Below are 25,141 nucleotides of genomic sequence, written 5' to 3'. Positions count from 1 at the left end.
CCACATGACCAGTCCCAACCCCCCGGCCGCACAGGCGCCCGACCGGCCGCGTTCGCAGCGGTTCGACCTGGAGAGGATCGGCCTCGGCCTGGCCGCGCCGGTGCTGGCCGTGCTGCTGTCGGTGGCCATCGCCGGCTCGCTGCTGGCGGTCTCCGGCCGCGACCCGTTCAACGCCTTCCAGATCATGTGGGACTACGGCACCGCGTCGGACGGCCAGGTCGCCGTCCTGAACAAGGCGACCGTGTACTACCTGGCCGCGGCCGCCGCCGCGTTCGGGTTCCGGATGAACCTGTTCAACATCGGCATCGAGGGCCAGTACAAGCTGGCCATGATGATGGCCGCGTACGTCGGCTCCCAGCTGGACCTGCCGGCCTTCCTGCAGATCCCGCTGCTGCTGATCGTCGCGATGTTCGTCGGCGGCCTGTGGGCGTCGATCGCCGGTGTGCTGAAGGTCTACCGGGGCGTCAGCGAGGTCATCTCGACCATCATGCTGAACGCCATCGCCACCGCCGTGATCGGCGTGCTGCTGGTGCCGGGCATCCTGGCGCCGAAGACCAGCGGCGTCACCAACTCGATCCAGACCGCGAAGATCTCCGACTCCAGCCACTTCTTCTCGATCGAGACCCAGGGCGGCACCCTGTGGGGCTTCATCGTGATCGCGGTGCTGGTCGGCGTGGTCTTCCACTTCACCCTGAACCGCACCCGGTTCGGCTTCGACCTGCGCGCCACCGGCCGCTCGGAGAGCGCCGCCAAGGCGTCCGGCGTCAACGTCAAGCGCATGGTGATCACCTCGATCGTGGTCTCCGGCGCGATGGCCGGTCTGGTCGGCCTGCCCGAACTGATGCAGAACACCTATTACTTCGGCCAGAACGTGCAGGTCGGCCTGGGCTTCATCGGCATCTCGGTGGCCCTGCTCGGCCGCAACACCCCGATCGGCATCGCGTTCTCCGCGCTGCTGTTCGCCTTCCTGGACGCCTCCGGCGCCCAGCTGCCCACCCGGGGCAACTACCCGGCCGAGATCATCCCGGTGATCCAGGGCACCATCGTCATCTGCGTCGTCGTGGCCTACGAACTGGTGCGCCGCTTCGGCCTGAAGCGCCAGCAGCAGAAGGTCGGCGCCGAGCTCGCCGCACAGGCCGTCGCCGCGGCCGCCCAGAAGGAGGTGGCGGCATGAGCACCGCTGTCGCCAAGCCGAAGGCGCCCGTCGCGCCCGTGAAGAAGAAGTTCAAGCTGACCTGGCCGGTGGTGCTGCTGCTGATCGCGCTCGCCCTGCTGCTGTTCGCGGCGGTCGGTGCGATCACCGGCAACCACGGACTGACCTCCTCGGGCCAGATCGGCGCCGCGGTGTCCTCCGCCGTGCCGATCGCCATGGCCGGTCTCGGCGGCCTGTGGGCGGAGCGCGCGGGCGTGGTCAACATCGGCCTCGAAGGCATGATGGTGGCCGGCACCTTCTGCGGCGCCTGGGCCGGCTTCCTGGTCAACCCGTGGGTCGGCCTGCTGGCCGGCATGGCGGGCGGCGCGGTCGGCGGTCTGCTGCACGCGCTGGTCACCGTCACCTTCGGCGTCGACCACATCGTCTCCGGCGTCGGCGTCAACCTGCTGATCCCCGGCATCTGCGCGTACGTCAACCGGATCTACTACCAGGACTACAAGACCCAGGGCGCCGGTGCGAGCCAGTCGCCGCCCTCGGAGTCGCTGCCCACCTTCACCGTCCCCGGCCTGTCGGACTGGCTGAACGGCATCGAGCAGCACCACTGGTTCCTGGTCTCCGACGTGGCCGGCATCCTCCGCGGCCTGACCACCCACCTGTCGGTGGTCACCCTGATCGCCGCCGCGTTCCTGATCGCCAGCTACTTCGTGCTCTGGCGCACGGTGTTCGGCCTGCGGCTGCGCTCCTGCGGCGAGAACCCGACCGCCGCCGAGTCGCTGGGCGTCAACGTCTACAAGTACAAGTACCTCGCGGTGATCGCCTCCGGCGCCTTCGCGGGCCTCGGCGGCGCGTACCTCTCGCTGGTCGCCGCGCACTTCTACCGGGACGGCCAGACCCAGGGCCGCGGCTTCATCGGCCTGGCCGCGATGATCTTCGGCAACTGGATGCCGGGCGGCCTGGCCGCCGGCGCGGGCCTGTTCGGCTTCACCGACAGCCTCCAGCTGCGCGACGCCGACTCGGTGCACGTGCTGCTGCTGGTGGTCGCCATCGCGATGGCGATGCTCGCGCTGTGGCAGCTCTGGCGCCGCAAGTTCGTGGCCGGTGCGATCAGCATCGTGGTGGCCGGCGGCGTCGCCCTCTGGTACGTCACCACCGACGCCGTTCAGCGTCCGCTGATCGTCGCCACCCCGTACGTGATTACCCTGGTGGTGCTCGCGTTGGCCTCCCAGCGGCTGCGGATGCCCAAGGCCGACGGCCAGATCTACCGCAAGGGACAGGCCAAGTGACCGAGGTCGACTGGGAGTCGCTGCGCGCCGCCGCGCGCGCCGCGATGCGCCACGCCTACGCCCCGTACAGCAAGTACCCGGTGGGGGCGGCGGCCCTGGTCGACGACGGCCGCACGGTGACCGGCTGCAACGTGGAGAACGCCTCCTACGGCCTCGGCCTGTGCGCCGAGTGCGGCCTGATCTCCGCGCTGCACGCCACCGGCGGCGGCCGGCTGACGGCCTTCACCTGCGTGGACGGCGCCGGCGAACTGCTGATGCCGTGCGGGCGCTGCCGCCAGCTGCTGTGGGAGCACGGCGGACCGGACCTGCTGGTCGAACTGCCCTCCGGGGTACGGCCGATGAGCGAGGTCCTGCCGGACGCGTTCGGGCCGGACAAGCTGTAGCTTCTGCTGGCTGATCACATTGTTACGCGCGTAGAGTGTCGCGGGAGGAATCCCCCGCGGCACTCTTCGCATTTCACACCTCACTGGAGCACCTGCATGGACGCCATCTCCGTCATCCGGGCCAAGCGCGACCGGGGCGAACTGACCGACCCCCAGATCGACTGGGTGATCGACGCCTACACCCGCGGCGAGGTCGCCGACGAGCAGATGTCCGCCCTCGCCATGGCCATCCTGCTCAACGGCATGACGGCCCGTGAGATCAGCCGCTGGACCGACGCCATGATCCGCTCCGGCGAACGCATGGACTTCTCCTCGCTCGCCGTCCCCACCGCCGACAAGCACTCCACCGGCGGCGTCGGCGACAAGATCACCCTCCCGCTCGCCCCGCTGGTCGCCGCCTGCGGCGCCGCCGTCCCGCAGCTCTCCGGCCGCGGCCTCGGCCACACCGGCGGCACCCTCGACAAGCTCGAATCCATCCCCGGCTGGCGCGCCCTGCTCTCCAACGAGGAGATGCTCACCGTCCTGCGCGACTGCGGCGCCGTGATCTGCGCCGCCGGCGACGGCCTGGCCCCCGCCGACAAGAAGCTCTACGCCCTGCGCGACGTCACCGGCACCGTCGAGGCGATCCCGCTGATCGCCTCCTCGATCATGTCCAAGAAGATCGCCGAAGGCACCGGCGCACTCGTCCTGGACGTCAAGGTCGGCTCCGGCGCGTTCATGAAGAACCTCGACGACGCCCGCGAACTCGCCCGCACCATGGTCGGGTTGGGCCGCTCCGCCGGCGTCGCCACGGTCGCCCTGCTCACCGACATGTCCACCCCGCTCGGCCTCACCGCCGGCAACGCGCTCGAAGTCCGCGAGTCGCTGGAGGTGCTGGCCGGCGGCGGCCCCGCCGACGTCGTCGAACTCACCCTGGCCCTCGCCCGCGAGATGCTCGCCGCCGCGGGTGTCCACGGCAAGGACCCCGCCGACGCCCTCCGCGACGGCTCCGCCATGGACCACTGGCGCCGCATGATCACCGCCCAGGGCGGCGACGTCGACGCCCCCCTGCCCGTCGCCCGCGAGACCCACGTCCTCCCCGCCCCCGCGACCGGCGTCCTCACCACCCTCGACGCCTACGCCGTCGGCGTCGCCGCCTGGCGCCTCGGCGCCGGCCGCGCCCGCAAGGAGGACCCCGTCCAGGCCGGCGCCGGCATCGAACTCCACGCCAAGCCCGGCGACACCGTCACCGCCGGCCAGCCCCTCCTCACCCTCCACACCGACACCCCCGAGCGCTTCCCCTACGCCCTGGAAGCCCTCACCGACGCCATCACCGTCGCCCCCACGGGCACGGTCTTCACCCCGGCCCCGATCGTCCTCGACCGGATCGCCTAAGTCATACGACTCCGTGCGCGCGGCGCGGCGGCAGTACGCCGCGCCGCGTGGGCGGAGTGCGCCACCTCATGGAGATCGAGCCGGAGATCCGTGACCGGCTCTCCGCGCTGCCGTCCCGGTCCCGGTCCCGGGCGCTGTGGGCGCGGAAGAGCTGTCAGCCGGAGCGCCTGCCCGCGTACGAGGCGTTCGGCCGCGCGGTCACGAAAGGCGACATTCGATGAACCACTCGCAGTGGAAGACCGCCCGCACCCGCGCCCTGCTCGGCGAGCCGCAGGCGGAGGACCCGGAGGTCGCCGCGCTGCGGCGGGAGATCCGCTGTGCGATGGCTCTCGGGCAGGCGGTGTACGACCGCCGGACCGCGCTCGGGCTGTCGCCGGCCGAGCCGGCCCGGCGGGCCGGGCTGATGGAGGCCCAGGTCGAGGTGATCGAGGGCGGGGACACCGTGCCCACCCTGCCGCTGCTGCACCGGCTGGCCACCGCCCTGGAGTCCGAACTCGACATCCACGCGGCCTCCGGTCCGGCCGCCACCGTCCGCTTCGAGCCCCCAGCGGTGTAATCAGCCTGCGTAGGTGCGCAGGACACCGGTGTCGAGAGTCCACGGGCCGACGGTGATGACGTCCCCGAAGACGAAATTTCCGGTTGCCGCAGGTCCGGCACTGCGGGCAGCAGATCGAGCACCGCCCGCAGTGCGGCGTAGTCGTCGGTCATGCCTGGACGGTAGCGGCTGCTGCCCTCCGGGAAGTGACGGCGCGGTGGGAGGCGTACAGGGTGACGCCGGCCGCGCAGGTCATGGCGGTGAGGGCGACGGTGGCGGTGCCCGGCCAGCCGGTGGAGTGGTAGGCGTCGGCGCCGATCGTGCCGCCGAGGCTGTTGCCGAGGTAGTAGGCGATCAGGTAGAGCGCGGAGGCCTGGGCGCGGCCGGTGGTGGCGGTGCGGCCGACGGAGGAGGAGGCCGTGGCGTGGCCGGCGAAGAAGCCGGCGGTGATCAGGACCAGGCCGAGGATCGCGCAGAACAGGGAGTTCGCGAGGGAGAGCAGCAGGCCGGCCGTGGTGGTGGAGATCGCCAGGTAGAGGGTGCCGCGGCGGCCCCAGCGGGCGGTGAGGCGGCCGGCCGAGGCGGAGGACGCCGTGCCGACCAGGTACACCACGAAGATCGACGCGGCGATCGACTCCGGCAGGTGGAACGGCGCCGAGACCAGCCGGTAGCCGACGGTGTTGTAGACCGCGCCGAAGACCGCCATGAACAGCATCCCGAGCGCGTACAGCCGCAGCAGCAGCGGGTTGCGCAGGTGCCCGGCGACGGTCGCCGCCAGCGCCCGGGCGTCCACCGGCGTCCGCCGGAAGTGCCGGGCCCGGGGGATCAGCAGCCGGAAGGCGAGTACCGCGAGCAGTGCGAGGACGGCCGAGACCGCCAGCCCCCAGCGCCAGCCCCAGGCGGCCGCGACCCAGCCGGAGACCAGGCGTCCGCCCATCCCGCCGATCGAGTTGCCGGCCACGTACAGGCCCATCGCGGAGGCGAGCGCCGCCGGGTGCACCTCCTCGGCGAGATAGGCCATCGCGGTGGCGGGGAGCCCGGCCAGCGCCGCGCCCTGGACGGCCCGCAGGACCACCAGCGTGGTGAGGTCCGGGGCGAGCGGCAGCGCGATGGCGAGCAGCGCGGCGGCGAGAGTGGAGGCCGTCATCACGGCGGTGCGCCCGTACCGGTCGGACAGGGCGCTGGCGGGCAGCAGGGCGAGAGCGAGTCCGAGGGTGGATGCGGAGGCCGTCCAGCTGGCCTGACCGGGCGTCAGGTCGAGGTCGGCGGAGAGCACCGGCAGCAGGCCCTGGGTGGAGTACAGCAGGACGAAGGTGGCGACACCCGCCGCGAACAGGGCGAGGTTGGCGCGGCGGAAGTCCCGGCTGCCGGGGCGAAGGCGCAGATCGGACGAGGACACGGATGCGGGGGCGGGCGCGGACGCCTCGGTACTGGCAGGCTGCATGGCTTCGACGCTATGGCCGCGCGGCCTGATGCGTCCAATGCATGAATGCGGGAAACTTCATGCTGTGACGTATGAGAGCAGCTCCGCGCCCGTCCGCCTCGCCGAACTCGGTCCGGACACCGATGTGACGCGCCTCGCACCGCAGTTGGCGGAGTTCGCGGCGGTCGCCCGGCTGGAACACGTCACCCAGGCCGCGCACCTCCTTGGCATGCCGCAGCCCACCCTCTCCCGGGCCGTCGCCCGCCTGGAAGCCGAACTCGGCGTCGACCTGCTCGCCCGACAGGGCCGCACCGTCCGCCTCACCCGGGCCGGACGGCTGCTGCTGGACGCCGTCGAACGGGCACTGGCCGAGGTCGAACGCGGCGCGGAGGCGGCACGGGCGGAGGCCGACCCGGCGGCCGGGCGGGTCGCGTTCGGCTTCCTGCACACCATGGGGACGGACGCGGTGCCCGCCCTGCTGCGAGGATTCCGGGCCGGGCACCCGCAGGTGCGGTTCCAGCTGGTGCAGGACTACGTCGCCGCGATGCTGGAACGCCTGCGCGCAGGGGAGTTGGACCTCTGCCTGGTCTCGCCGCTCCCCGACGCGCCCGACCTGACGGCCCGTCCGCTGGACGAGCAGCGGCTCTACCTGACCGTCCCCGCGGACCACCGGCTGGCCGCCCGCCGCCGGATCCGGCTCGCCGAGGTCGCCGACGAGTCGTGGGTGACGGTCGAGGAGGGCTACGGGCTGCGCCACATCATGGAGGGTTTCTGCGCGGAGGCCGGCTTCACCCCGCGGATCGCCTTCGAGGGCGAGGAGGTCGAAACCCTCCGCGGCCTGGTCGCCGCCGGCCTCGGCGTCGCCCTCCTCCCACCCGCGCTCGTCCCCCGCCCGGGCGTCGTCGAACTCGAGGTCACCGCCCCCCGCACCCGCCGGGCGATCGGCCTCGCCTGGCACGCGACCCGCCCGCTCACGCCGCCGGCGGCGGCCTTCCGGGACTTCGTGCTGTCGCGGCGGGGGAGCATTCTGGCGCACGACTGAGCGCGGGTTCCGCTTCTGCTTCGCGGGGTGGGGGTGGTGGGAGATGGGGCCGGGCGTCGTCGGGCTCGGAATCGCCGCCCCCGCTCCCGGCGGGCGATCGGCCTTGCCTGGCACGCGACCCGCCCGCTCACGCCGCCGGCGGCGGCCTTCCGGGACTTTGTGCTGTCGCGGCGGGGGAGCATTCTGGCGCACGACTGAGCGAGGGTTCCGCTTCCGCTTCGCGGTGTGGGTTCCGCTTCGCGGTGTGGGTTCCGCTTCGCGGTGTGGGTTCCGCTTCGCGGTGTGGGTTCCGCTTCGCGGCGAGGGGTGGGGTGGGGGGAGAGGGGCCGGGCGTCGTTGGGGCTCGGAGTCGCCGGTCCTCGTACCCGGCGTGCGGTCGGGCTGGCCTGGCACGCGACCCGCCCGCTCACGTCGGCGGTGGCGGGGTTCCGGGAGTTCGTGGTGTCGCGGCGGGGGTGGCGCGTGGCTGAGCGAGGGTTCCGTTTCGCGGGGCGCGTGGCTGATCTACGCGCGTAGGGGCTATGCTCCGGCAATGGAGAAGCAGATCACTCTCGCGGGCACCACGGTCCCGCGTGTTCCCACGGCGGAGCAGATCGTCCGGGCGCCGAAGGTGCTGTTGCACGACCACCTGGACGGTGGGTTGCGGCCGGGGACGATCGTCGAGCTGGCGGCCGATTGCGGCTATGAGGGGCTGCCGACCACGGACCCGGAGGCGCTCGGGGTGTGGTTCCGGGAGGCGGCGGACTCGGGGTCGCTGGAGCGGTACCTGGAGACGTTCGCGCACACGTGTGCGGTGATGCAGACCCGGGAGGCGCTGATCCGGGTGGCCGCCGACTGTGCGGAGGACCTGGCGGCGGACGGCGTGGTGTACGCCGAGGTGCGGTACGCGCCGGAGCAGCACCTGGAGGCGGGGCTGAGCCTGGACGAGGTGGTGGAGGCCGTCAACGAGGGCTTCCGGCTGGGTGAGGCGAACGCGCGGGCGCGCGGGCACCGGATCCGGGTCGGGACGCTGCTGACCGCGATGCGGCACGCGGCGCGTTCGCTGGAGATTGCCGAGCTGGCGAACCGTCACCGGGACCGAGGTGTCGTCGGGTTCGACATCGCGGGCGCGGAGGCCGGTCACCCGCCGACCCGGCACCAGGCCGCGTTCGACTACCTCAAGGGCGAGAACAACCACTTCACCATCCACGCCGGCGAGGCGTTCGGGCTGCCGTCGATCTGGGAGGCGGTGCAGTGCTGCGGCGCGGACCGGCTCGGTCACGGCGTGCGGATCGTGGACGACATCACGGTCGGCGAGGACGGCCGGGTGGAGCTCGGGCGGCTGGCCGCGTACGTGCGCGACCGGCGGGTGCCGCTGGAGATGTGCCCGACCTCGAACCTGCAGACCGCCGCGGCGGCCTCGTACGCCGAGCACCCGATCGGGCTGCTCGCGCGGCTGAAGTTCCGGGTCACCGTCAACACCGACAACCGGTTGATGAGCGGCACCAGCATGAGCCGCGAGTTCGAGCACCTGGTGGACGCGTTCGGCTACACGCTGGGCGACATGGAGTGGTTCACCGTCAACGCGATGAAGTCGGCGTTCCTGCCGTTCGACGAGCGGCTGGCGATGATCAACGACGTGATCAAGCCGGGGTACGCGGAGCTCAAGGCCGAGTGGCTGTTCGGTCCGCGCGACTGAGGGCCCGGGTGGCCCCCGAGCTGTCAACGTCCATGGAGATGGTCGGACTTATCACTCGGGGGAGTGGTCGGATTTTGAACCGTGCGCACCACTCTCACTACGGTGAGCCGGTCACTGCTGACTCGGTGTGACGGTCGCGCCCTGAAATCCCCGGGCGTGCGACCCCGCACCGGCCCGACCAGGACTGAGGACGCACACATGAAGCAGGCCACTCTGAAGGCCGCCGGCACCGCCGTGCTCGGCGTTGTCGCCGCCGCCGTTGCCGCGGGCACCGCCTCGGCCGCGCCGGTCGCCCCCGGCGGCCTCGGACTGCCGACCGGCGCGCTCACCAACCCGGGCGTGACCAGTGCCGCCACCGGGGCCGTGAGCAAGCTGCCCGGCGCCGACCAGCTCGGCACCGTGACCGGCGCGCTCAACCCGGCTGCCGGCGCCCCCGCCCAGGCCGCCGCCCCCGCCACCGAGCAGGCCGGGCCGGTGGCCGAGCAGGTCGGCCCGGCCGGCGTCGACCCGCAGGCCGCGGCGCCCGAGGGTGCGCACCGGATCGGCGGTCTGGACTCCGTCCCCGGCGGCCAGGGCCTGGCCAAGACCCCGGTCGGCAGCGTCATCGGCACGCTGACCAGCCTCTCGCCGACCGGTGGCGGCGCCCCCGGCCTGCCGGCCCTGCCCGGCGTGGGCGGCTGACGCACCGTCCGAGCCAGGGCCGAGGGGCCGCCCCGTGGGGCGGCCCCTTCGTCATGGGCGTTTCGTCGTGGGCGTTTCGTCAGGCGGTGGAAGTGGCGGGTCACGGCTCCTGGGGGAGCAGCAGCCACAGCGCCAGGTAGATCAGGAACTGCGGGCCCGGCAGCAGGCAGGATGCCAGGAAGATGGCCCGGACCGTCCACGGGGTGTACCCGAAGCGCCGGGCGATGCCGGCGCAGACGCCGCCGAGGACGCGCTGGTGACGGGGACGGGCGAGGGTGCTCATCTTCTCCTCCGAGGGAGTGCTCCCGGGTCGGGCGGTCCGACCTGGCTGACTCCATCGTCCCGCCGCGACCTGCGGTTTTCCGTCGGTCGCGATGCGGATTCGGACCCGGAGGAGCTCCCCGTCCGGAGGGATCCCGGCCTCGGGGTCGGTTCCGGGGCGGACCCCGAGATTGGCCGCCGGGTAGGCGGGTACCGGCCCGCCGGAAGCGGTGGCCTCCGGCCCGTCCGAACCGCCGGAAGCGGTGGTGTCCGGCCCCGGGCGGCTGGAAGACTCGCGGCACCGGGATCACCCGGGGAACAACGCGAGGGGCGAGAGCGATGCGGGCGAAACGGTGGCCGACCACGGCCGTACTGGTCGGGCTGGTCGTGCTGGGGCTGGCCGGGGTGGTCTCGGTGGCGGCCTGCGAACCGGATCGCGCCGGCGGGGACGGCGCGGCGTCCGTGGTGGGGGCGGGCGGCGGCCTGGAGGACCTCACGCCCGAGCAGATCCTGGCGAAGGCCCAGGAGTCGGGCGCGGGGCTGGCCTCGCTGCGCGGGACGGTCCGGCTGCAGCAGAAGTCCGGGACGCTGGAGTACGCGCTCTCCGTCACCCGGGACGGCGACTGCACCGGGACGGTGTCCGAGAACGGCGTCGAGGCGGAGGTGCGGCGGCACGGCGGCACGGTCTGGGTGAAACCTTCCGCCGCGATGCTCCGGTCCGCGCTGCCGGACGCCGGGCCCGGACTGGCGGACAAGTGGCTGGCGGGCGCCGGCGACCTCGGCAGGACCTACGCCGGGTACTGCGACCTGGTCTTCCGGCTGGCGACCGGCGACGGACCGTTGAAGGCCGCCGGGGAGTGGACCAAGACCGGCGTCCGGCAGGTGAGCGGCACCCGGGCGGTGTTCCTCGGATTCCGCTCCGACGAGGGCGGCCCGCACGGGTCGGCCGGCACGGTGGCGATCGCCGCCGAGGGACAGCCGTACCTGCTGTCGGCGAACACGACCGGCGACAGCGCCACCGCGATGCGGTTCGACGCCTTCGGCGAGCCGGTGGAGGCCACCCCGCCGTCCGCCGACGAGACCGTCGACGCGAGCGGCTACCGGATCGTCCTCGGCGAACACCACTGAGCGGGCCTGCGGCGCACGCGTTCTTCTTCCGCCCGAACAACGGCAAGGGGCCGGCAAAGGACTGGAACTGATTGGCCATCAGGTACGCGGGGGTGTCACACTCGCGCGATTTGATGTTCTTCGGTTCACCAGGGGGAATTTCCATGCGCGCGAATCGCCTGCCGGCCACCGTCGCCCTGACCGTCCTCGCCATGGCGGGAGTCAGCTCCTGCGATTCGGGCGACGCGCCTGACCCCGCCGCGGGGAACGGGCTGGCCGGGCTCTCGGCGGCGGAGATCGTGGCCAAGGCGCAGGCCGCCGGGGACCGGGCGAGCTCCGTGCGGATGACTCTGCGAACGGCCCTGAAGGACGACCACAGCGCCATGACGATCACCGCCGCCCGCGACGGTGACTGTTCGCAGGAGATGACCGAGGGTGACCCGATCCTGGACGGCGCGCGCCGTTCGCGGGAGTGGGTCCACGTGCTGCGCAAGAACGGGCAGGTCTTCCTGAAGACGGACCGGTCCCAGGGCAACGGCCCGTCGGCGAACGGCTGGTGGACCACCAGCCGCACCCCGCAGTTGGACCTGCTCGACTCCTGCGGCATGGCCTTCAGTCTGATTCGACAGCTCGACACCATGACGGTCGGCGACACGCACGGCCAGTGGCTCCGCGAGGGCACCACCCGGATCGGCGGCGTCCCGGCGGTGGTCCTGCGGTACCGGGCGGGCGACGCCGTGGCCGAGCTCGCCGCGAAGCCCCGAAAGAGCACGGGGATGCGGATCGCGGTCGCCGCCGAGGGCGAGCCGTACCTGCTGCGGTTCGAGTCCGGCCCGGCAGCGGAGCGGACCATCGTGCGGCTCGGCGACTACAACGCGCCGGTGACGGTCACCGCGCCGCCCGCCGAGGAGGTCCGCGACTTCGACGGGGCGACACTGCCGAACTGAGCCGTGGCCGGCGCCGGATATGCTCGGCCGCGCATTCGAGCAGTCGATCGTGAACGAAATCGTGGGGAACGGGAATTGGCCATACACGGAAAGCGGACGGCGGTCGCGGCCGCGCTGACCGCCGTCCTGGGCGCGGGAATGTCGGCGTGCGGACCGGAGCGGGACAGCGAGGCGGCAGCACCGGCCGGTCCGGTGTCGGCGCCGGCGTCGGCCTCCGCGTCGGCCTCCGCGTCGGACGTGACGGTACTGCTGCCGGAGTCCCGGACGGTGGGGGCCAAGGTCCGCTCGGTCCGGATCGCCTTCCGGCTGGACCTGAACGGCAAACTCCTCTCGGGCGAGGCGTTCGGGGACAAGGACGGCACCTGCGTCGGCTGGGCACAGACCGACGGTGACGGCCGGACGGACTTCGTCCGCAAGGCCGGCACGGTGTGGGTGACGCCGAAGGACGGCGCCACCCAACAGACCCTGAAGCTCCCGGCCGACAACCCGACGGCCAAGAAGATGACCGGCTACTGCGACACCGGCCTGGAGATCCTGGCCACCGGCGGCCTGAACACGATGGGCGCGGACGCCATCAACAGGCCGGCCGGTCAGAAGGACGTCGGCGGAGTGAAGGCCCAGGTCTTCAAGGACCTCACCGGCTCCGAACTCGTCATCGCCGCCGAGGGCCCGGCGTACCTGCTGTCGATGTCGGCCAGCACGCCGGCCCGGATCGAGATGCAGTTCAGCGACTTCGACCGCCCGGTCCAGGCCGTCGTCCCCCCGGCCGCTCAGGTCGTCGACGGCACCCAGTACCTCGGCGGCGGCGCCGGACACTGACGGTCAGCGGCGCGGTGCGGTCGCGCTGAGCCATGGGGCCGGGAGGGGGTGCTGACGTGCCTTCTCCTGGCCCCGCGTCGCGGCGGGGCGCGGCCCGGGCCGGGGCCCGGTGGGGCGGCGGAGGGCGCGGGCGCGGATCGGGGGTATCAGGAGCAGGTGGGCGGTGGCCGCGCCGAGGGTGCCGAGCAGGATGTTGTCGACGTTGAGGACGTGGCCGGGGGCCCAGCTCGCCAGGATCTCCAGGGCGGTGGCGAGCAGGGCGACGGCGCCGGTGCTGCGGAGGAAGGAGAGCAGCCAGCCGCGCTGCGGGGTGCCGACCGCGAGCGGGAGGAGGACGCCGACGGGGGCCAGCGGGAGGAGACCGGTGGCGAGGGCGGCGAGGACGGTGTGGGTGGCGAGCGCCTGGTGCACGGTGGCGAACGGGGTGAGGTTGGACGGGCCGGTCCAGGCGGCGGTGATCGGGCGGAGCGCCAGCCAGCCGAGTGCCAGCAGATGGAGGGTCAGTAGCAGCCGGGCTGCCGTCCGCTGCCGGTACGGCGCCGTCCTGTGGTCGGTTCGCGCAGTGGTGTGCACATCCCGGGGGACGCGCGCCGTACCGGAGGCGGTTCCGCCGGACGGGTGATCAGGGGCAGTGGCTCGCTGACGGCGCGCCGAACACCCCGGGCGCCGACACCGCCGCCGAGGGCGTGGCCGACGGCGACTGCCCGGCCTTCGCGGAGGGCTTCCCGGACGCGGCGGGAGCGGTCGGAGCGCCCAACGGGGGCGTCGCGCTCGGGCTGGCCGCCGGGGCGACCGGCATCAGTACGGGCGTGGGGCAGGCGGTGCGGCTGGCGGGTGCGCCGGCGTCGACGGGCACCGCGGTGGGGCGGATGCCGCAGCCGGTGAGCAGGGCCGTCGAGCCGGCCAGCAGGGCGACGGCGCGGATGCGGCGGCGGGTGGTCATCGGGCCTCTTCCGGGCCGGGGGCGGGCGGTTGGGTGAGCGGCAGGGTGAGGGTGAACACGGCACCGCCCTCCGGGTGGTTGGCGGCGGTGATGGTGCCGCCGTGGATGCGGGCGTTGGCCTCGGCGATGGACAGGCCCAGGCCGCTGCCCTCGGACCGGGCCCGGCCCTTGTCGGCCTTGTAGAAGCGGTCGAAGACGTGCGGCAGCACGTCCTCCGGAATGCCGGGGCCGCCGTCGGAGACCGACACCACCACGGTGTGGGCCTCGTCGTCCTGGCGGACCCGCACCTTCACCGGGGAGCCGCCGTGCTTGAGCGCGTTGCCGATCAGGTTGGCGAACACCACGTCCAGCCGGCGCGGATCCACGACGGCCAGGATGCCGCGCGGGGCGTCCAGCTCGACCGCGTCGTACCAGGCCCGGCCGTCGATGCAGGACATGATCAGGTCGGCCATGTCGACCTCGTCGGCCACCAGCTTGGCGGTGCCCGCGTCGAACCGGGTCACCTCCATCAGGTTCTCCACCAGGTCGGACAGCCGGCGGGTCTCCGAGACCACGATCCGCACCGCGGGCTCGATCATCGGGTCGAGCGAGTCGGCCTCGTCCTCCAGGATGTCGGTGACGGCGGTCATCGCGGTCAGCGGGGTGCGCAGCTCGTGCGACATGTCGGCGACGAACCGCCGGGACTGCGCCTCGCGCGCGCTCAGCTCCGCGACCTGCTCCGACAGCGACTCCGCGGTGCGGTTGAACGTCCGTGCCAGATCGGCGAGTTCGTCATTGCCCTCGACGTCGAGCCGGGTGTCGAGCTTGCCCTCGCCGAGCTGCCGGGCGGCGTCGCCGAGGCGGCGCACCGGCCGCAGCACCGTCGCCGAGGCGCCCTGCGCGAGCAGCGCGGAGCCGACCAGCGCCAGCAGGGTGGCGAACGCCAGCGACCAGCCGAGGGTGTTCAGGTCGGCGCGCTCGTTCTGCAGCGACTTGAACATGTAGGCGGTCGGCCCGTTCGGCGCCACCTTCGTCCCGCCGACCACGTACGGCCCGGCCAGGTTCACCCGCTGCCAGTACAGGTGGTACTCGTACGGGTTGCCCGGGCCGGTCTCGCGCGGCTTGTTGACCGCCGTGACCAGCGCCGACGGCACCTGCTTGACGGTGAAGGCGATCGGGTCGGAGGACGCGGTGCAGTCCGGCTGCGAGTTGTCGACCACCACCACGTCGTACGCCAGGCCGGAACTCGCCACCTGCACGGCCAGCGACGCCAGGTCCTGGCAGGTCGGATGCAGCGGCAGCTGCGAGACATTGCGGGTCAGCGAGCCGCGGAAGTCGTTCAGCGAGGCGTTCTGGGCACGCCTGAGCACCGCGTCGCGGTTCAACCAATAGGCGATCCCGGACGCGGACACCGCGGTGACCAGCGCGACCGCGGCGAACACCGCGATCAGCCGGACCCGCAGCGAGCTGAGCCGCAGCGAACCGAACCACCGCCAGGACAGCGGACGGGCACGGCGCGGCGCGGACTGGTCGTCGGTCAAGAAGAGCTCACCAGGCAGAAGGGAGAGGTCACGCGGGCGGGTCCAGACGGTAGCCGACCCCGCGGACGGTACGGATCAGCGTCGGCGCGGACGGCACGTCCTCGACCTTCGCCCGCAGCCGCTGCACGCACGCGTCCACCAGCCGGGAGTCGCCCAGGTAGTCGTGCTCCCACACCAGCCGCAGCAGCTGCTGCCGGGACAGCGCCTGCCCCGGGCGGCGGCTCAGCTCCAGCAGCAGCCGCAGCTCGGTCGGGGTCAGCTGGAGGTCCTGGCCGTCCTTGGTGACGGTCATCGCCGAGCGGTCGATCACCAGGCCGCCGTACGCCGCGGAGTCGGAGCTCTCCCGCTCGCCGCGCCGCAGCACCGCGCGGATCCGGGCGTCCAGCACCCGCGGCTGCACCGGCTTCACCACGTAGTCGTCGGCACCGGACTCCAGCCCGACCACCACGTCGATGTCGTCGGAGCGCGCCGTCAACAGGATGATCGGCAGCTGGTCGGTGCGCCGGATCCGCCGGCACACCTCGAAACCGTCGATGCCCGGCAGCATCACGTCGAGCACGATCAGATCCGGACGCTGCTCCTTGAACAGGCGCAGACCGTCCTCGCCGGACGCGGCGGTCGCGACGCGGTGACCCTGGCGGGTGAGGGCGAGTTCGAGGCCGGTGCGAATGGCGTCGTCGTCCTCGATCAGAAGCAGGAAAGACACGGAGGTCATTGTGTCCCACCCTGACCCAGGAAGCACCCACCCGGGTGATCCTCGCGCACCCGGGAACCGGACCGGCCCGCTCCGGCGTCAGCCATCTCGGAGCCGCCGACTGCCCCGAACCGGGCGCCCTTGTGACAGCCCTGTGACAGTCGACAGACACCGCCATGACGAGCGACCGGCAGGATTTTCCTTGTCGCCGCAACAACGCACCAGGCCAAGCCCGGTGCGGCGACGAGCAAGGAACCGCTCGTACCGACCATGGGGGTGCCCGATGACCGCAACGCTGACGACCCGAAACGCCGGGCCGCGTGCAGCCGTGCTGGGCACCAACCGGCCGCGTCGCGAGGAGGAGAACACCGGCACCCTCTTCGTACGGGGATGCGCACACAGCACCGGAACCCGCCGCCCGGTCGTGGGGACCAGGAACGGGGACACCACCCACGCCCGGACCGGCGGCAACACCTTCGCCGGGCCGGCCGCGGGACGGATGCTGCGGCTCGCGCCGCAGACCTTCCAGGCCGACCAGGGAGACGCACAGGGGGAGCACCCGGCCGCCGCGAAGGACGAGGCACGCAACATCGCCGAGTTCACCGCGTACGTGCGCGAGCGCCGCGCCTCCCTGTACGCCACCGCCTACCACCTCACCGGCGACCGCTACGAGGCCGAGGACCTGCTGCAGTCCGCGCTGTTCTCGACCTACCGCGCCTGGGGCCGGATCACCGACAAGGCCGCGGTCGGCGGCTACCTCCGCCGCACCATGACCAACCTGCACATCTCCGCCTGGCGCCGCCGCAAGGTCAACGAGTACCCGACCGAGGAACTCCCCGAGCACGCCGGCGACACCGACGCCATGGGCGGCACCGAACTGCGCACCGTGCTCTGGCAGGCGCTCGCCAAGCTGCCCGAGAACCAGCGCACCATGCTCGTGCTGCGCTACTACGAGGGCCGCACCGACCCGGAGATCGCCGACATTCTCGGCATCAGCGTCGGCACCGTGAAGAGCTCCATCTGGCGCGCGCTGCGCCGGATGCGCGAGGACGAGCAGCTCAACCGCTCCGGCGACACCGTGCACGCCTTCGGCGAGCTGGTCGCCTGACCGCAGAACTCCCGTGGGGGACGGGTGGTGGGGGAAGGTACCGGACGACGGTGAACCGCTCGGGCCTGTCCGGCCGATCTTGCCGGGCGCACGCCGCCGGATCATCCCGCCTGGACGCACCGGCAAACCATCCAAGTACACCCAGTACGAGGACGGTTCGCCGGCACGCCCAGCCGGGCGCCCGACGACGCGCGCTGATCCGACAAGATCGGCCGGACAGGCCCGGGGGGAGCGGGCCGCCGGGGGCCGTCCGGTACCGCGGACGAAGGCGGGCCCCGGTGCGGGGGAGAACGCACCGGGGCCCGCCTGAGTCGTTTCCCCGCACGGCTGCCGCGACAATGAGCGGATGGACGATCCTGTCGCGGAGACCCCGCAGGCCCGCGCCGACCGGCGGCTGGTCGAGATGCTCCAGGAACTGCGGGTGCTGCAGACCGGCGTGCAGATCGTCTTCGCCTTCCTGCTCGGCGTCGCCTTCACCCCGCGGTTCGCCGAACTCGACGACGTCCGGCAGGACTTGTACGTCGTGGTGCTGCTGCTCTCGGTGGTCGCCGCCGCCGTGCTCGCCACGCCCGTCGCCCTGCACCGCGGCCTGGCCCACCATCCCGACCGGCGGCGGATCGTCAAGGTCTCCGCCCGGATCGCCCAACTCGGCCTGGTCCTGCTGGCGATGGCGCTCAGCGGCGCCGTCCTGCTGGTCCTCGCCGTGGTGCTCGGCTTCGCCGCCGCCGTCCCGATCACCGCGGTGATCGCGCTGATCTTCGCCGGCCTGTGGTTCCTGCTGCCCTGGCTGGTGCGCCGCGGCGTGCCCGCCGAGGACTGACGCCCGTCAGCGCGCGTCGGTGGTGTGCAGCACGTCCTGGGCGCGGTTCAGGCCGCGCAGGACGAACGCCGCGACGGCGTCCGCGCAGCGGTCCAGCAGCTCCGGCATGCGTTCCCGCTCGGCGTCGGAGAACCGCTGCACCACCCACGCGTCGACCCGGGTGCCCTTCGGCGGCCGGCCCACGCCCACCCGCAGCCGCGCGTAGTCGGCGGTGCCCAGCGCCCGGTGCACGGAGCGGGCGCCGTTGTGGCCGCCCGGGCCGCCGCCGCGCTTCAACCGGGCCGTGCCGAACGGGAAGTCCAGGTCGTCCTGGACCACCAGCAGCCGCTCCACCGGCACCTGGTGGCGGCGCAGCAGCGCCGCGACCGGACGCCCCGACAGGTTGATCGACCACTGCGGTTCGGCCACCAGCACGGTGCGGCCGTCGAGTTCGAACGAGGCGGTGCGGGTGGCCACCCCGCGCCAGCGGGCGCCGTGGCGCTCGGCCAGCCGGTCCGCCACCAGGAAACCCGCGTTGTGCCGCGTCCCCGCGTACCGGCGGGTCGGATTGCCCAGCCCCGCCACCAACCAGCGCTCGCCCATGGTGCGGTGCCTCAGACCAGTTCGGCGGGCAGCTGCCGCGCCACCGAGGCGATCCGGCGGCTCGCCTCGACGCCCGAGCAGGCGTAGGAGCCAAGTTCGACCTGGCGGGCGACGATGCCCCGCTCGGAGCGCATCAGCCGCCAGCCGCGGCGCAGCAGGTACGGGATCGACTTGCGGCCCTCCCGGACGTCCCGGCGGAAGCGCCGCCAGGCCGTGGTGGACGGCTTGTTGCGCAGGCACAGGGCGTCGCCGAGCAGGCCCTCGGCCTGGCAGCGGCGCACCAGTTCGGCCGCGAAGATGCCCTCGGCGACGAACGCGGCGGCGCCGTTCAGTTCGAGCGTGCGGTGGCCGGAGCGGCCGTTCGCCGGGATCGAGTACGTCGGCACCTCGGCCACCCCCTCGAACGCCAGCGTCCGGATCGCGGCCAGCGCCTGCTCGCCGTGCCAGGCGTCCGGCGAGTCCCAGTCCGGCCCACCGCCGTCCGGCAGTTGCGGCAGCGTCGGGTCGTCGCCGTCCTTGTAGAAGTCGTCGAGCTGCAGCACCGGCAGCCCGCTGCGCTCGGCCAGCGAGGACTTCCCCGACCCCGAAGGGCCCGACAGCAGGATGACGCGGGATATCTGGCGGCGGTTCAGCGGGGAGTCACTCACGAGATACCAGTCTGGGGCATCCGACGGGCTGGTCGTAACCCGCCGTTCGGCCCCGATTCGAGTGCGAGGGCATGAGGACGGGCCCGCACCAGGGGGGGAGAAGTGCGGGCCCGTCGCGGCCGCCCGGGCCCCCGGGGGGGTAGGGGCGCTGAGGGCGGCCGGTCTGTGTGGAGTTGGCCGGTCGGGCCGGGCTAGATGCCCATCGGGTGCCAGACCGTCTTGGTCTCCAGGAAGGAGAGCAGTCGCCCGGTGCCGGGATTGACCGTCCAGTCCACGGCGGACGGGTCGGCGGCCGGTCGGACCACTCGCTTCAATGTATCGGCCGCCGACGCCTCCAGAGCGGCCGCCGCGCCGGGGCCGTCCTGGTCGATCGCGCCGGCCAGGTCGAGGGCGTTGACGTCCTGGTGGGAGGCGAGAGTCGGGGCGATGTCCGCGGTACGGCCGGAGATCAGGTTGACCACGCCGCCCGGCACGTCGGAGGTGGCGAGCACCTCACCCAGCGACAGTGCGGGCAGCGGGGCCTGCTCGGCGGCCGCCACCACCACGGTGTTGCCGGTGGCGATCGCCGGGGCGATCACCGACACCAGGCCGAGCAGCGAGAAGCCGTGGCCGGCACGCGGCGCGAGCACGCCGACCACACCGGTCGGCTCCGGGGTGGACAGGTTGAAGAACGGCCCCGCCACCGGGTTGGCGCCGCCCGCGATCTGCGCGACCTTGTCGGTCCAGCCCGCGTACCAGACCCAGCGGTCGATCGCCGCGTCCACCAGCGCCGCCGCCTTCTTGGCGCCCAGCCCCTCGGCGGCGGCCACCTCGGCGGTGAACTGCTCGCGGCGGCCCTGCAGCATCTCGGCCACCCGGTACAGCACCTGGCCGCGGTTGTACGCGGTGGTGCCCGACCAGCCCTTGACGGCCGCGCGGGCGGCCAGCACGGCGTCCCGGGTGTCCTTGCGGGTGCCCAGCGGGGCGTTGGCCAGCCACTGGTCCTTGGCATCTGTCACTTCGTACACCCGGCCGCTCTCCGAGCGCGGGAACTTCCCGCCGACGTACAGCTTGTAGGTCTTGAAGATGTCAATGCGCGTTGCGGTCTCAGACATCGAGGGCCTCGACATTCAGGTAGGGCTCCAGACCGTGGCGGCCGCCCTCGCGGCCGTAACCGGACTCCTTGTACCCGCCGAACGGCGAGGTCGGGTCGAACTTGTTGAAGGTGTTCGCCCACACCACGCCCGCCCGGAGCCGGTTCGCCATCCACAGGATGCGCGAGCCCTTCTCCGTCCAGATGCCTGCGGACAGCCCGTACGGGGTGTTGTTGGCCTTCTCCACCGCCTCGGCGGGGGTGCGGAAGGTCAGCACCGACAGCACCGGCCCGAAGATCTCCTCGCGGGCGATCCGGTGGGCCTGCGAGACGCCGGTGAACAGGGTGGGGCGGAACCAGTAGCCCGCGCCCGGGAGTTCGCACTCCGGTGCCCAGCGCTCGGCGCCCTCCTGCTCGCCCGCGACGGCCAGCTCGGTGATCCGGGCCAGCTGCGCGGCCGAGTTGATCGCGCCGATGTCGGTGTTCTTGTCCAGCGGGTCGCCGACCCGCAGGGTGCCCATCCGGCGCTTCAGCGCGTCCAGCAGCTCGTCCTGGACCGACTCCTGCACCAGCAGGCGGCTGCCCGCGCAGCACACGTGGCCCTGGTTGAAGAAGATGCCGTTGACGATGCCCTCGACGGCCTGGTCCAGCGGCGCGTCGTCGAACACGATGTTCGCGGCCTTGCCGCCGAGCTCCAGCGAGAGCTTCTTGCGGGTGCCGGCGATCTGCTTGGCGATCGCCCGGCCGACCGGGGTCGAGCCGGTGAAGGCGACCTTGTCCACGCCGGGGTGTGCGGTCAGCGCGGCGCCGGTGCGGCCGTCACCGGTGACGATGTTCACCACACCGTCCGGCAGGCCCGCCTGGCGGCAGATCTCGGCGAAGCGCAGAGCGGTCAGCGGGGTGGTCTCGGCGGGCTTCAGGACGACCGTGTTGCCGGTGGCCAGCGCCGGGGCGACCTTCCACGCCAGCATCAGCAGCGGGAAGTTCCACGGGATCACCTGCGCGGCGACACCCAGCGGACGCGGGTTCGGGCCGAAGCCGGCGAAGTCGAGCTTGTCGGCCCAGCCCGCGTAGTAGAAGAAGTGCGCGGCGACCAGCGGGAGGTCGACGTCGCGGGTCTCGCGGATCGGCTTGCCGTTGTCGATCGACTCCAGGACGGCCAGCTCACGGCTGCGCTCCTGGATGATCCGGGCGATCCGGAACAAGTACTTGGCGCGCTCGCTGCCCGGCAGCGAGGACCAGTCGGCGAACGCCTTCCGGGCCGCCGCCACCGCGCGGTCCACGTCCTCCTCGGTGCCCTGCGCGAACTCCGCCAGCACCTGCTCGGTCGCCGGGTTGACGGTCTTCAGCGCCTCCGAGCCGGAGGAGTCGACGAACCGGCCGCCGATGAAGTGGCCGTAGGACGTCGCGATCTCGCCCGCGGCGGCGGGGGATTCGGGCGCCGGGGCGTACTCGAACAGGCCGGCCTTGCGGGCGGGCTGCTGCTCGGTGTCGGTCTTCTTGTTCTTCGCCATCGTCCTCAGTCCACCGTCACGTAGTCGGGACCGGAGTACCGGCCGGTGCGCAGCTTCTGGCGCTGCATCAGCAGGTCGTTCAGCAGGCTGGACGCGCCGAACCGGAACCAGTGCGGGCTCAGCCAGTCGTCGCCCAGCGTCTCGTTCACCATCACCAGGTACTTCATCGCGTCCTTGGTGGTGCGGATGCCGCCGGCCGGCTTCACCCCGACCTGGGTGCCGGTGGCCGCGCGGAAGTCCCGCACCGCCTCCAGCATCAGCAGCGTCACCGGGGGAGTGGCGTTGACCGCGACCTTGCCGGTGGACGTCTTGATGAAGTCCGCACCCGCGATCATCGCCAGCCAGGACGCCCGGCGGACGTTGTCGTAGGTCTGCAGCTCGCCGGTCTCGAAGATCACCTTCAGGTGGGCGGAGCTGCCGTCCGGGCGCCTGCACGCCTCCTTGACGGCGCGGATCTCCTCGAAGACCTCCAGGTAGCGGCCGGAGAGGAACGCGCCCCGGTCGATCACCATGTCGATCTCGTCGGCGCCCGCGGCGACCGCCTCCGCGGTGTCCGCCAGCTTCACCGGCATGCCGGCCCGGCCGGACGGGAAGGCGGTGGCCACCGACGCCACCTGGACACCGCTGCCGCGCAGCGCGGACTTCGCGGTGGCGACCATGTCCGGATACACGCAGATCGCCGCGACCTGCGGGGTGCCGCGGTCGGTGGGGTCCGGGTTCAGGCCCTTCGCGCACAGCGAGCGGACCTTGCCGACCGTGTCCGCGCCCTCCAGCGTGGTCAGGTCGATCATCGAGATGGCGAGATCGATGGCGAAGGCCTTCGCGGTGGTCTTGATCGACCGGGTGCCGAGAGTCGCTGCGCGCGACTCCAGGCCCACCTGGTCGACCCCGGGCAGGCCGTGCAGGAAACGGCGCAAGGTGGCCTCGGACGCCGCGACGTCCGCGAGGCCGCCGCCCGTGGCGCCGGGGGCGTTGGCTGCAAGAGTGGACATAGTCACCAGAGCAGCATATCTACGCGCGTAGGGGGATGGTAGGCAGGGGAGCGGATTCAGGGGCTCGGGGAACTGCGAGGCCAGGCTGCGATTGGTCATGCCTGCGGAGGGTCAAAGACGGGGACCAGAAACGGCGGAACGCTCAGCGCCCTGTTGATCGCCAGCAGACATGGCCTCGCAGTTCCCCGAGCCCCTGAGTGTTCCCTCCCCGCCCTGCACAATGTTTGCGTGAGTGAGGCGAAGGCAAGGGGACGGCGGCCCGGGGGTGAGGACACTCGGGGGGCGGTGCTGGTCGCGGCGCGGGCCGAATTCGCGGCGCGGGGGTACCAGAAGGCGAGTATGCGGGCGATCGCGAGGGCGGCGGGGGTGGATGCGGCGTTGCTGCACCACTATTTCGGGAGCAAGGACCGGCTGTTCATGGCCGCGCTGGAGTTCCCGTTCGAGCCGCGCGCCGTGGTCGAGGGCGTGTTCGGGGGCGACCCGGCGTCAGCCGGTGAGCGGGTGGCGGGGTTCGTGCTGGGGCTGTGGGAGCAGCCCGCGGTGCGGGACCGGTTGCTCGCGCTGGTGCGGACGGCGGCGGCCAGTGAGGAGGTGGCGGCGCTGATGCGGTCCTTCATGGTGACCGAGCTGGTCGACCGGGTGGCGGCCCAACTGGACGTCGAGCAGCCGGAGTTGCGGGTGGAGCTGGTGATGTCGCAGATCGTCGGGCTGGCGATGGCCCGGTACGTGATCGGGGTGGAGCCGCTGGCCTCGGCACCCCCGGAGGTGCTGGTCCCGTTGCTGGGCCGCACCGTCCAGGGGTACCTGACGGGCTGAGGGGAGGTCAGGCCGCGCCGCCGCCGAAGCGCTCGGTCCAGGTGGCCAGGTCCTCGTCGGTGATCTTGGCGAACAGCACCGGCGGCACGGTGAAGCCGGTGCCGGCCGGGACCAGGGAGAGCGACCGGGCCTCGTCGGCGGTGATCCAGGTGCGGGTGTCGCCGTCCAGCGCGAAGGACTCGCGGATGGTGCGGGCCGCGGCCGGGATGAACGGCTCGGAGACCACCGAGTACAGGTGGATCAGGTTGATCGCGGTGCGCAGGGTGCGGGCCGCGGCCTCCGGGTCGGTCTTGATCTGCGTCCAGGGCGCCGTCACGTCGAGGTAGGCGTTGCCGGCCGACCAGAGCGCGCGCAGTGCCTGCGCGGCCTTGCGGAAGTTGAGCGCGTCGAGCTGGGCCTCGTACTCGGCGAGCAGCTCGGCGATCTGCGCGCCGAGCGCCGTCTCGGTCTCGCTGTTCTCCGCGCCGGCCGGGACCTCGTCGCCGAAGCGCTTGCGGCTGAAGGACAGCACGCGGTTGACGAAGTTGCCGAGGGTGTCGGCGAGGTCCTTGTTGACGGTGGCGGCGAAGAGGTCCCAGGTGAAGCTGGAGTCGTCGGACTCGGGGGCGTTCGCCATCAGGTAGTAGCGCCAGTAGTCGGCGGGGAGCAGTTCGAGCGCCACGTCGGTGAAGATGCCGAGCTTCTGGCTGGTGGAGAACTTGCCGCCGTAGTAGGTGAGCCAGTTGAAGGCCTTGACGTAGTCGACCTTCTTCCACGGCTGGCGCGAGCCGAGGATGGTGGCGGGGAACATCACCGTGTGGAACGGGACGTTGTCCTTGGCCATGAACTCGGTGTAGCGGACGGTGTCGTCGGCCTCGTACCACCAGGAGCGCCAGTCGCCGCCGGTCGCGTCGGCCCACTCCTTGGTGGCGCCGATGTACTCGATCGGGGCGTCGAACCAGACGTAGAAGACCTTGCCCTCGGCGGCCAGCTCCGGCCACACGTCGGCGGGGACGGGGACGCCCCACTCCAGGTCACGGGTGATGGCGCGGTCCTGCAGGCCCTCGGTGAGCCACTTGCGGGCGATCGAGGAGGCGAGCACCGGCCAGTTGTCGCCGTGCTCGGCGATCCAGGCCTCGACCTCGTCGGTCAGCTTGGACTGGAGCAGGAACAGGTGCTTGGTCTCCCGGACCTCCAGCTCGGCGCTGCCGCTGATCGCCGAGCGCGGCTCCAGCAGGTCGGTCGGGTCGAGGACGCGGGTGCAGTTCTCGCACTGGTCGCCGCGGGCCTTGTCGTAGCCGCAGTGCGGGCAGGTGCCGACGATGTAGCGGTCGGGCAGGAAGCGGCCGTCGGCGATCGAGTAGACCTGGCGGATCGCCCGCTCCTCGATGAAGCCGTTGGCGTGCAGCTCGCGGGCGATCTCCTGGGTGATCTCCCGGTTCTGCGGCGAGGAGGAGCGGCCGAACCAGTCGAAGGACAGCTGGAAGCCGTCGTAGATGGCCTTCTGCTGGTCGTGCGCCCGGGCGCAGAACTCGGCGACCGGCAGCCCGGCCTCCTGGGCGGCCAGTTCGGCCGGGGTGCCGTGCTCGTCGGTGGCGCAGATGTACAGCACCTCGTGGCCGCGCTGGCGCAGGTAGCGGGAGTACACGTCCGCCGGGAGCATCGACCCGACCATGTTGCCCAGGTGCTTGATCCCGTTGATGTAGGGAAGCGCGCTGGTGATCAACTGCCGAGTCATCCTGAGGAACTCCGATGCTCTCCGGCGGGC

27 protein-coding genes are annotated in these 25,141 nt (G+C 72.4%); 15 read left to right on the top strand and 12 right to left on the bottom strand.

Annotation, left to right across the window (positions count from 1 at the left end):
* Positions 1–4 precede the first annotated feature (4 nt).
* From ACZ6R9_RS00375 to ACZ6R9_RS00350, 6 genes are all read left to right on the top strand, one after another.
* Positions 5–1,174 (top strand): ABC transporter permease, encoded by a 1,170-nt coding sequence (locus ACZ6R9_RS00375; RefSeq protein WP_380487117.1) that lies wholly within the window; start codon positions 5–7, stop codon positions 1,172–1,174.
* A complete protein-coding gene (locus ACZ6R9_RS00370; protein WP_380487115.1) occupies positions 1,171–2,436 on the top strand; it encodes an ABC transporter permease in 1,266 nt (421 codons plus the stop codon). Before ACZ6R9_RS00375 ends, ACZ6R9_RS00370 begins: the two co-directional genes overlap by 4 nt.
* A complete protein-coding gene (locus tag ACZ6R9_RS00365) occupies positions 2,433–2,819 on the top strand; it encodes a cytidine deaminase (protein ID WP_380487113.1) in 387 nt (128 codons plus the stop codon). Before ACZ6R9_RS00370 ends, ACZ6R9_RS00365 begins: the two co-directional genes overlap by 4 nt.
* A 96-nt stretch (positions 2,820–2,915) precedes the next feature.
* Positions 2,916–4,193: a thymidine phosphorylase gene (locus ACZ6R9_RS00360; protein ID WP_380487111.1), complete on the top strand. Its 1,278-nt coding sequence runs from the start codon at positions 2,916–2,918 to the stop codon at positions 4,191–4,193.
* A gap of 68 nt (positions 4,194–4,261) precedes the next feature.
* Positions 4,262–4,414 carry a hypothetical protein gene (locus tag ACZ6R9_RS00355; protein WP_380487109.1) on the top strand — a complete coding sequence of 51 codons (153 nt, stop codon included), beginning with the start codon at positions 4,262–4,264 and terminating at the stop codon, positions 4,412–4,414.
* Complete coding sequence (locus ACZ6R9_RS00350) at positions 4,411–4,749, top strand: helix-turn-helix domain-containing protein (RefSeq protein ID WP_465535545.1); 339 nt, start codon at positions 4,411–4,413, stop codon at positions 4,747–4,749. The genes ACZ6R9_RS00355 and ACZ6R9_RS00350 overlap by 4 nt, the downstream gene beginning before the upstream one ends.
* A gap of 148 nt (positions 4,750–4,897) precedes the next feature.
* Here the strand turns inward: ACZ6R9_RS00350 and ACZ6R9_RS00345 are convergent, their stop codons facing one another.
* Complete coding sequence (locus ACZ6R9_RS00345) at positions 4,898–6,172, bottom strand: MFS transporter (RefSeq protein ID WP_465535543.1); 1,275 nt, start codon at positions 6,170–6,172, stop codon at positions 4,898–4,900.
* A gap of 64 nt (positions 6,173–6,236) precedes the next feature.
* Here ACZ6R9_RS00345 and ACZ6R9_RS00340 point away from each other — a divergent pair, with 64 nt between their 5' ends.
* The 3 genes from ACZ6R9_RS00340 to ACZ6R9_RS00330 all read left to right on the top strand — a co-directional run bounded on the left by ACZ6R9_RS00340 (position 6,237) and on the right by ACZ6R9_RS00330 (position 9,552).
* Positions 6,237–7,193 carry a LysR family transcriptional regulator gene (locus ACZ6R9_RS00340; RefSeq protein ID WP_380487104.1) on the top strand — a complete coding sequence of 319 codons (957 nt, stop codon included), beginning with the start codon at positions 6,237–6,239 and terminating at the stop codon, positions 7,191–7,193.
* A gap of 532 nt (positions 7,194–7,725) precedes the next feature.
* The gene (locus ACZ6R9_RS00335) at positions 7,726–8,871 is read left to right on the top strand and encodes an adenosine deaminase (RefSeq protein WP_380487102.1); all 1,146 of its coding nucleotides are present in this window, start codon (positions 7,726–7,728) and stop codon (positions 8,869–8,871) included.
* Between the two features lie 198 nt (positions 8,872–9,069).
* Complete coding sequence (locus tag ACZ6R9_RS00330; protein WP_380487100.1) at positions 9,070–9,552, top strand: hypothetical protein; 483 nt, start codon at positions 9,070–9,072, stop codon at positions 9,550–9,552.
* Positions 9,553–9,652: 100 nt separating this feature from the next.
* On the opposite strand, the gene ACZ6R9_RS00325 is transcribed toward ACZ6R9_RS00330, so the two are convergent.
* The gene (locus ACZ6R9_RS00325; RefSeq protein WP_380487098.1) at positions 9,653–9,835 is read right to left on the bottom strand and encodes a PspC domain-containing protein; all 183 of its coding nucleotides are present in this window, start codon (positions 9,833–9,835) and stop codon (positions 9,653–9,655) included.
* Positions 9,836–10,152: 317 nt separating this feature from the next.
* Between ACZ6R9_RS00325 and ACZ6R9_RS00320 the strand changes: the two genes are divergently transcribed.
* The 3 genes from ACZ6R9_RS00320 (at position 10,153) to ACZ6R9_RS00310 (ending at position 12,686) form a co-directional block, all read left to right on the top strand.
* Positions 10,153–10,941 (top strand): hypothetical protein, encoded by a 789-nt coding sequence (locus ACZ6R9_RS00320; RefSeq protein WP_380487096.1) that lies wholly within the window; start codon positions 10,153–10,155, stop codon positions 10,939–10,941.
* A 143-nt stretch (positions 10,942–11,084) separates the two neighbouring features.
* Positions 11,085–11,867, top strand: coding sequence for a hypothetical protein (locus ACZ6R9_RS00315; protein WP_465535539.1), 783 nt, complete (start codon positions 11,085–11,087; stop codon positions 11,865–11,867).
* Between the two features lie 75 nt (positions 11,868–11,942).
* On the top strand, positions 11,943–12,686 hold the full coding sequence (locus tag ACZ6R9_RS00310; protein WP_465535537.1) for a hypothetical protein: 744 nt from the start codon (positions 11,943–11,945) through the stop codon (positions 12,684–12,686).
* A 3-nt stretch (positions 12,687–12,689) separates the two neighbouring features.
* Here ACZ6R9_RS00310 and ACZ6R9_RS00305 read toward each other — a convergent pair whose 3' ends face one another.
* The 4 genes from ACZ6R9_RS00305 to ACZ6R9_RS00290 are packed head-to-tail and all read right to left on the bottom strand — an operon-like array spanning position 12,690 to position 15,855.
* Positions 12,690–13,259: a VanZ family protein gene (locus tag ACZ6R9_RS00305; protein ID WP_380487090.1), complete on the bottom strand. Its 570-nt coding sequence runs from the start codon at positions 13,257–13,259 to the stop codon at positions 12,690–12,692.
* A 49-nt stretch (positions 13,260–13,308) separates the two neighbouring features.
* Positions 13,309–13,629, bottom strand: a complete 321-nt coding sequence (locus ACZ6R9_RS00300) for a hypothetical protein (protein ID WP_380487088.1) — start codon at positions 13,627–13,629, stop codon at positions 13,309–13,311.
* Positions 13,626–15,149 carry an ATP-binding protein gene (locus tag ACZ6R9_RS00295; protein WP_380487086.1) on the bottom strand — a complete coding sequence of 508 codons (1,524 nt, stop codon included), beginning with the start codon at positions 15,147–15,149 and terminating at the stop codon, positions 13,626–13,628. Before ACZ6R9_RS00295 ends, ACZ6R9_RS00300 begins: the two co-directional genes overlap by 4 nt.
* Before the next feature lie 28 nt (positions 15,150–15,177).
* Positions 15,178–15,855, bottom strand: a complete 678-nt coding sequence (locus tag ACZ6R9_RS00290) for a response regulator (RefSeq protein ID WP_380487084.1) — start codon at positions 15,853–15,855, stop codon at positions 15,178–15,180.
* 271 nt (positions 15,856–16,126) lie between these two features.
* Here ACZ6R9_RS00290 and ACZ6R9_RS00285 point away from each other — a divergent pair, with 271 nt between their 5' ends.
* Both ACZ6R9_RS00285 and ACZ6R9_RS00280 read left to right on the top strand, forming a co-directional pair.
* Positions 16,127–16,951, top strand: coding sequence for a SigE family RNA polymerase sigma factor (locus ACZ6R9_RS00285; protein ID WP_380487082.1), 825 nt, complete (start codon positions 16,127–16,129; stop codon positions 16,949–16,951).
* A 346-nt stretch (positions 16,952–17,297) separates the two neighbouring features.
* A complete protein-coding gene (locus ACZ6R9_RS00280) occupies positions 17,298–17,771 on the top strand; it encodes a DUF6328 family protein (RefSeq protein WP_465535532.1) in 474 nt (157 codons plus the stop codon).
* Between the two features lie 6 nt (positions 17,772–17,777).
* Here ACZ6R9_RS00280 and pth read toward each other — a convergent pair whose 3' ends face one another.
* The 5 genes from pth to deoC form a co-directional block, all read right to left on the bottom strand.
* The gene (gene pth / locus ACZ6R9_RS00275) at positions 17,778–18,353 is read right to left on the bottom strand and encodes an aminoacyl-tRNA hydrolase (RefSeq protein ID WP_465535530.1); all 576 of its coding nucleotides are present in this window, start codon (positions 18,351–18,353) and stop codon (positions 17,778–17,780) included.
* An 11-nt stretch (positions 18,354–18,364) separates the two neighbouring features.
* Complete coding sequence (locus ACZ6R9_RS00270) at positions 18,365–19,000, bottom strand: ATP-binding protein (RefSeq protein ID WP_380487076.1); 636 nt, start codon at positions 18,998–19,000, stop codon at positions 18,365–18,367.
* A 191-nt stretch (positions 19,001–19,191) separates the two neighbouring features.
* A complete protein-coding gene (locus ACZ6R9_RS00265; protein ID WP_465535528.1) occupies positions 19,192–20,094 on the bottom strand; it encodes an aldehyde dehydrogenase family protein in 903 nt (300 codons plus the stop codon).
* Positions 20,087–21,586: an aldehyde dehydrogenase family protein gene (locus ACZ6R9_RS00260; RefSeq protein WP_380487072.1), complete on the bottom strand. Its 1,500-nt coding sequence runs from the start codon at positions 21,584–21,586 to the stop codon at positions 20,087–20,089. Before ACZ6R9_RS00260 ends, ACZ6R9_RS00265 begins: the two co-directional genes overlap by 8 nt.
* Before the next feature lie 5 nt (positions 21,587–21,591).
* Complete coding sequence (gene deoC, locus ACZ6R9_RS00255; RefSeq protein WP_380487070.1) at positions 21,592–22,578, bottom strand: deoxyribose-phosphate aldolase; 987 nt, start codon at positions 22,576–22,578, stop codon at positions 21,592–21,594.
* Positions 22,579–22,806: 228 nt separating this feature from the next.
* On the opposite strand from deoC, the gene ACZ6R9_RS00250 reads away from it, so the two are divergent.
* Positions 22,807–23,394 (top strand): TetR/AcrR family transcriptional regulator, encoded by a 588-nt coding sequence (locus ACZ6R9_RS00250; protein ID WP_465535525.1) that lies wholly within the window; start codon positions 22,807–22,809, stop codon positions 23,392–23,394.
* A gap of 7 nt (positions 23,395–23,401) precedes the next feature.
* Here the strand turns inward: ACZ6R9_RS00250 and metG are convergent, their stop codons facing one another.
* The gene (metG, locus tag ACZ6R9_RS00245; protein ID WP_465535523.1) at positions 23,402–25,111 is read right to left on the bottom strand and encodes a methionine--tRNA ligase; all 1,710 of its coding nucleotides are present in this window, start codon (positions 25,109–25,111) and stop codon (positions 23,402–23,404) included.
* Positions 25,112–25,141 lie beyond the last annotated feature (30 nt).

Source organism: Kitasatospora sp. NPDC048662, from assembly GCF_055587065.1.
This window is presented reverse-complemented; position numbering and strand designations above follow the sequence as displayed.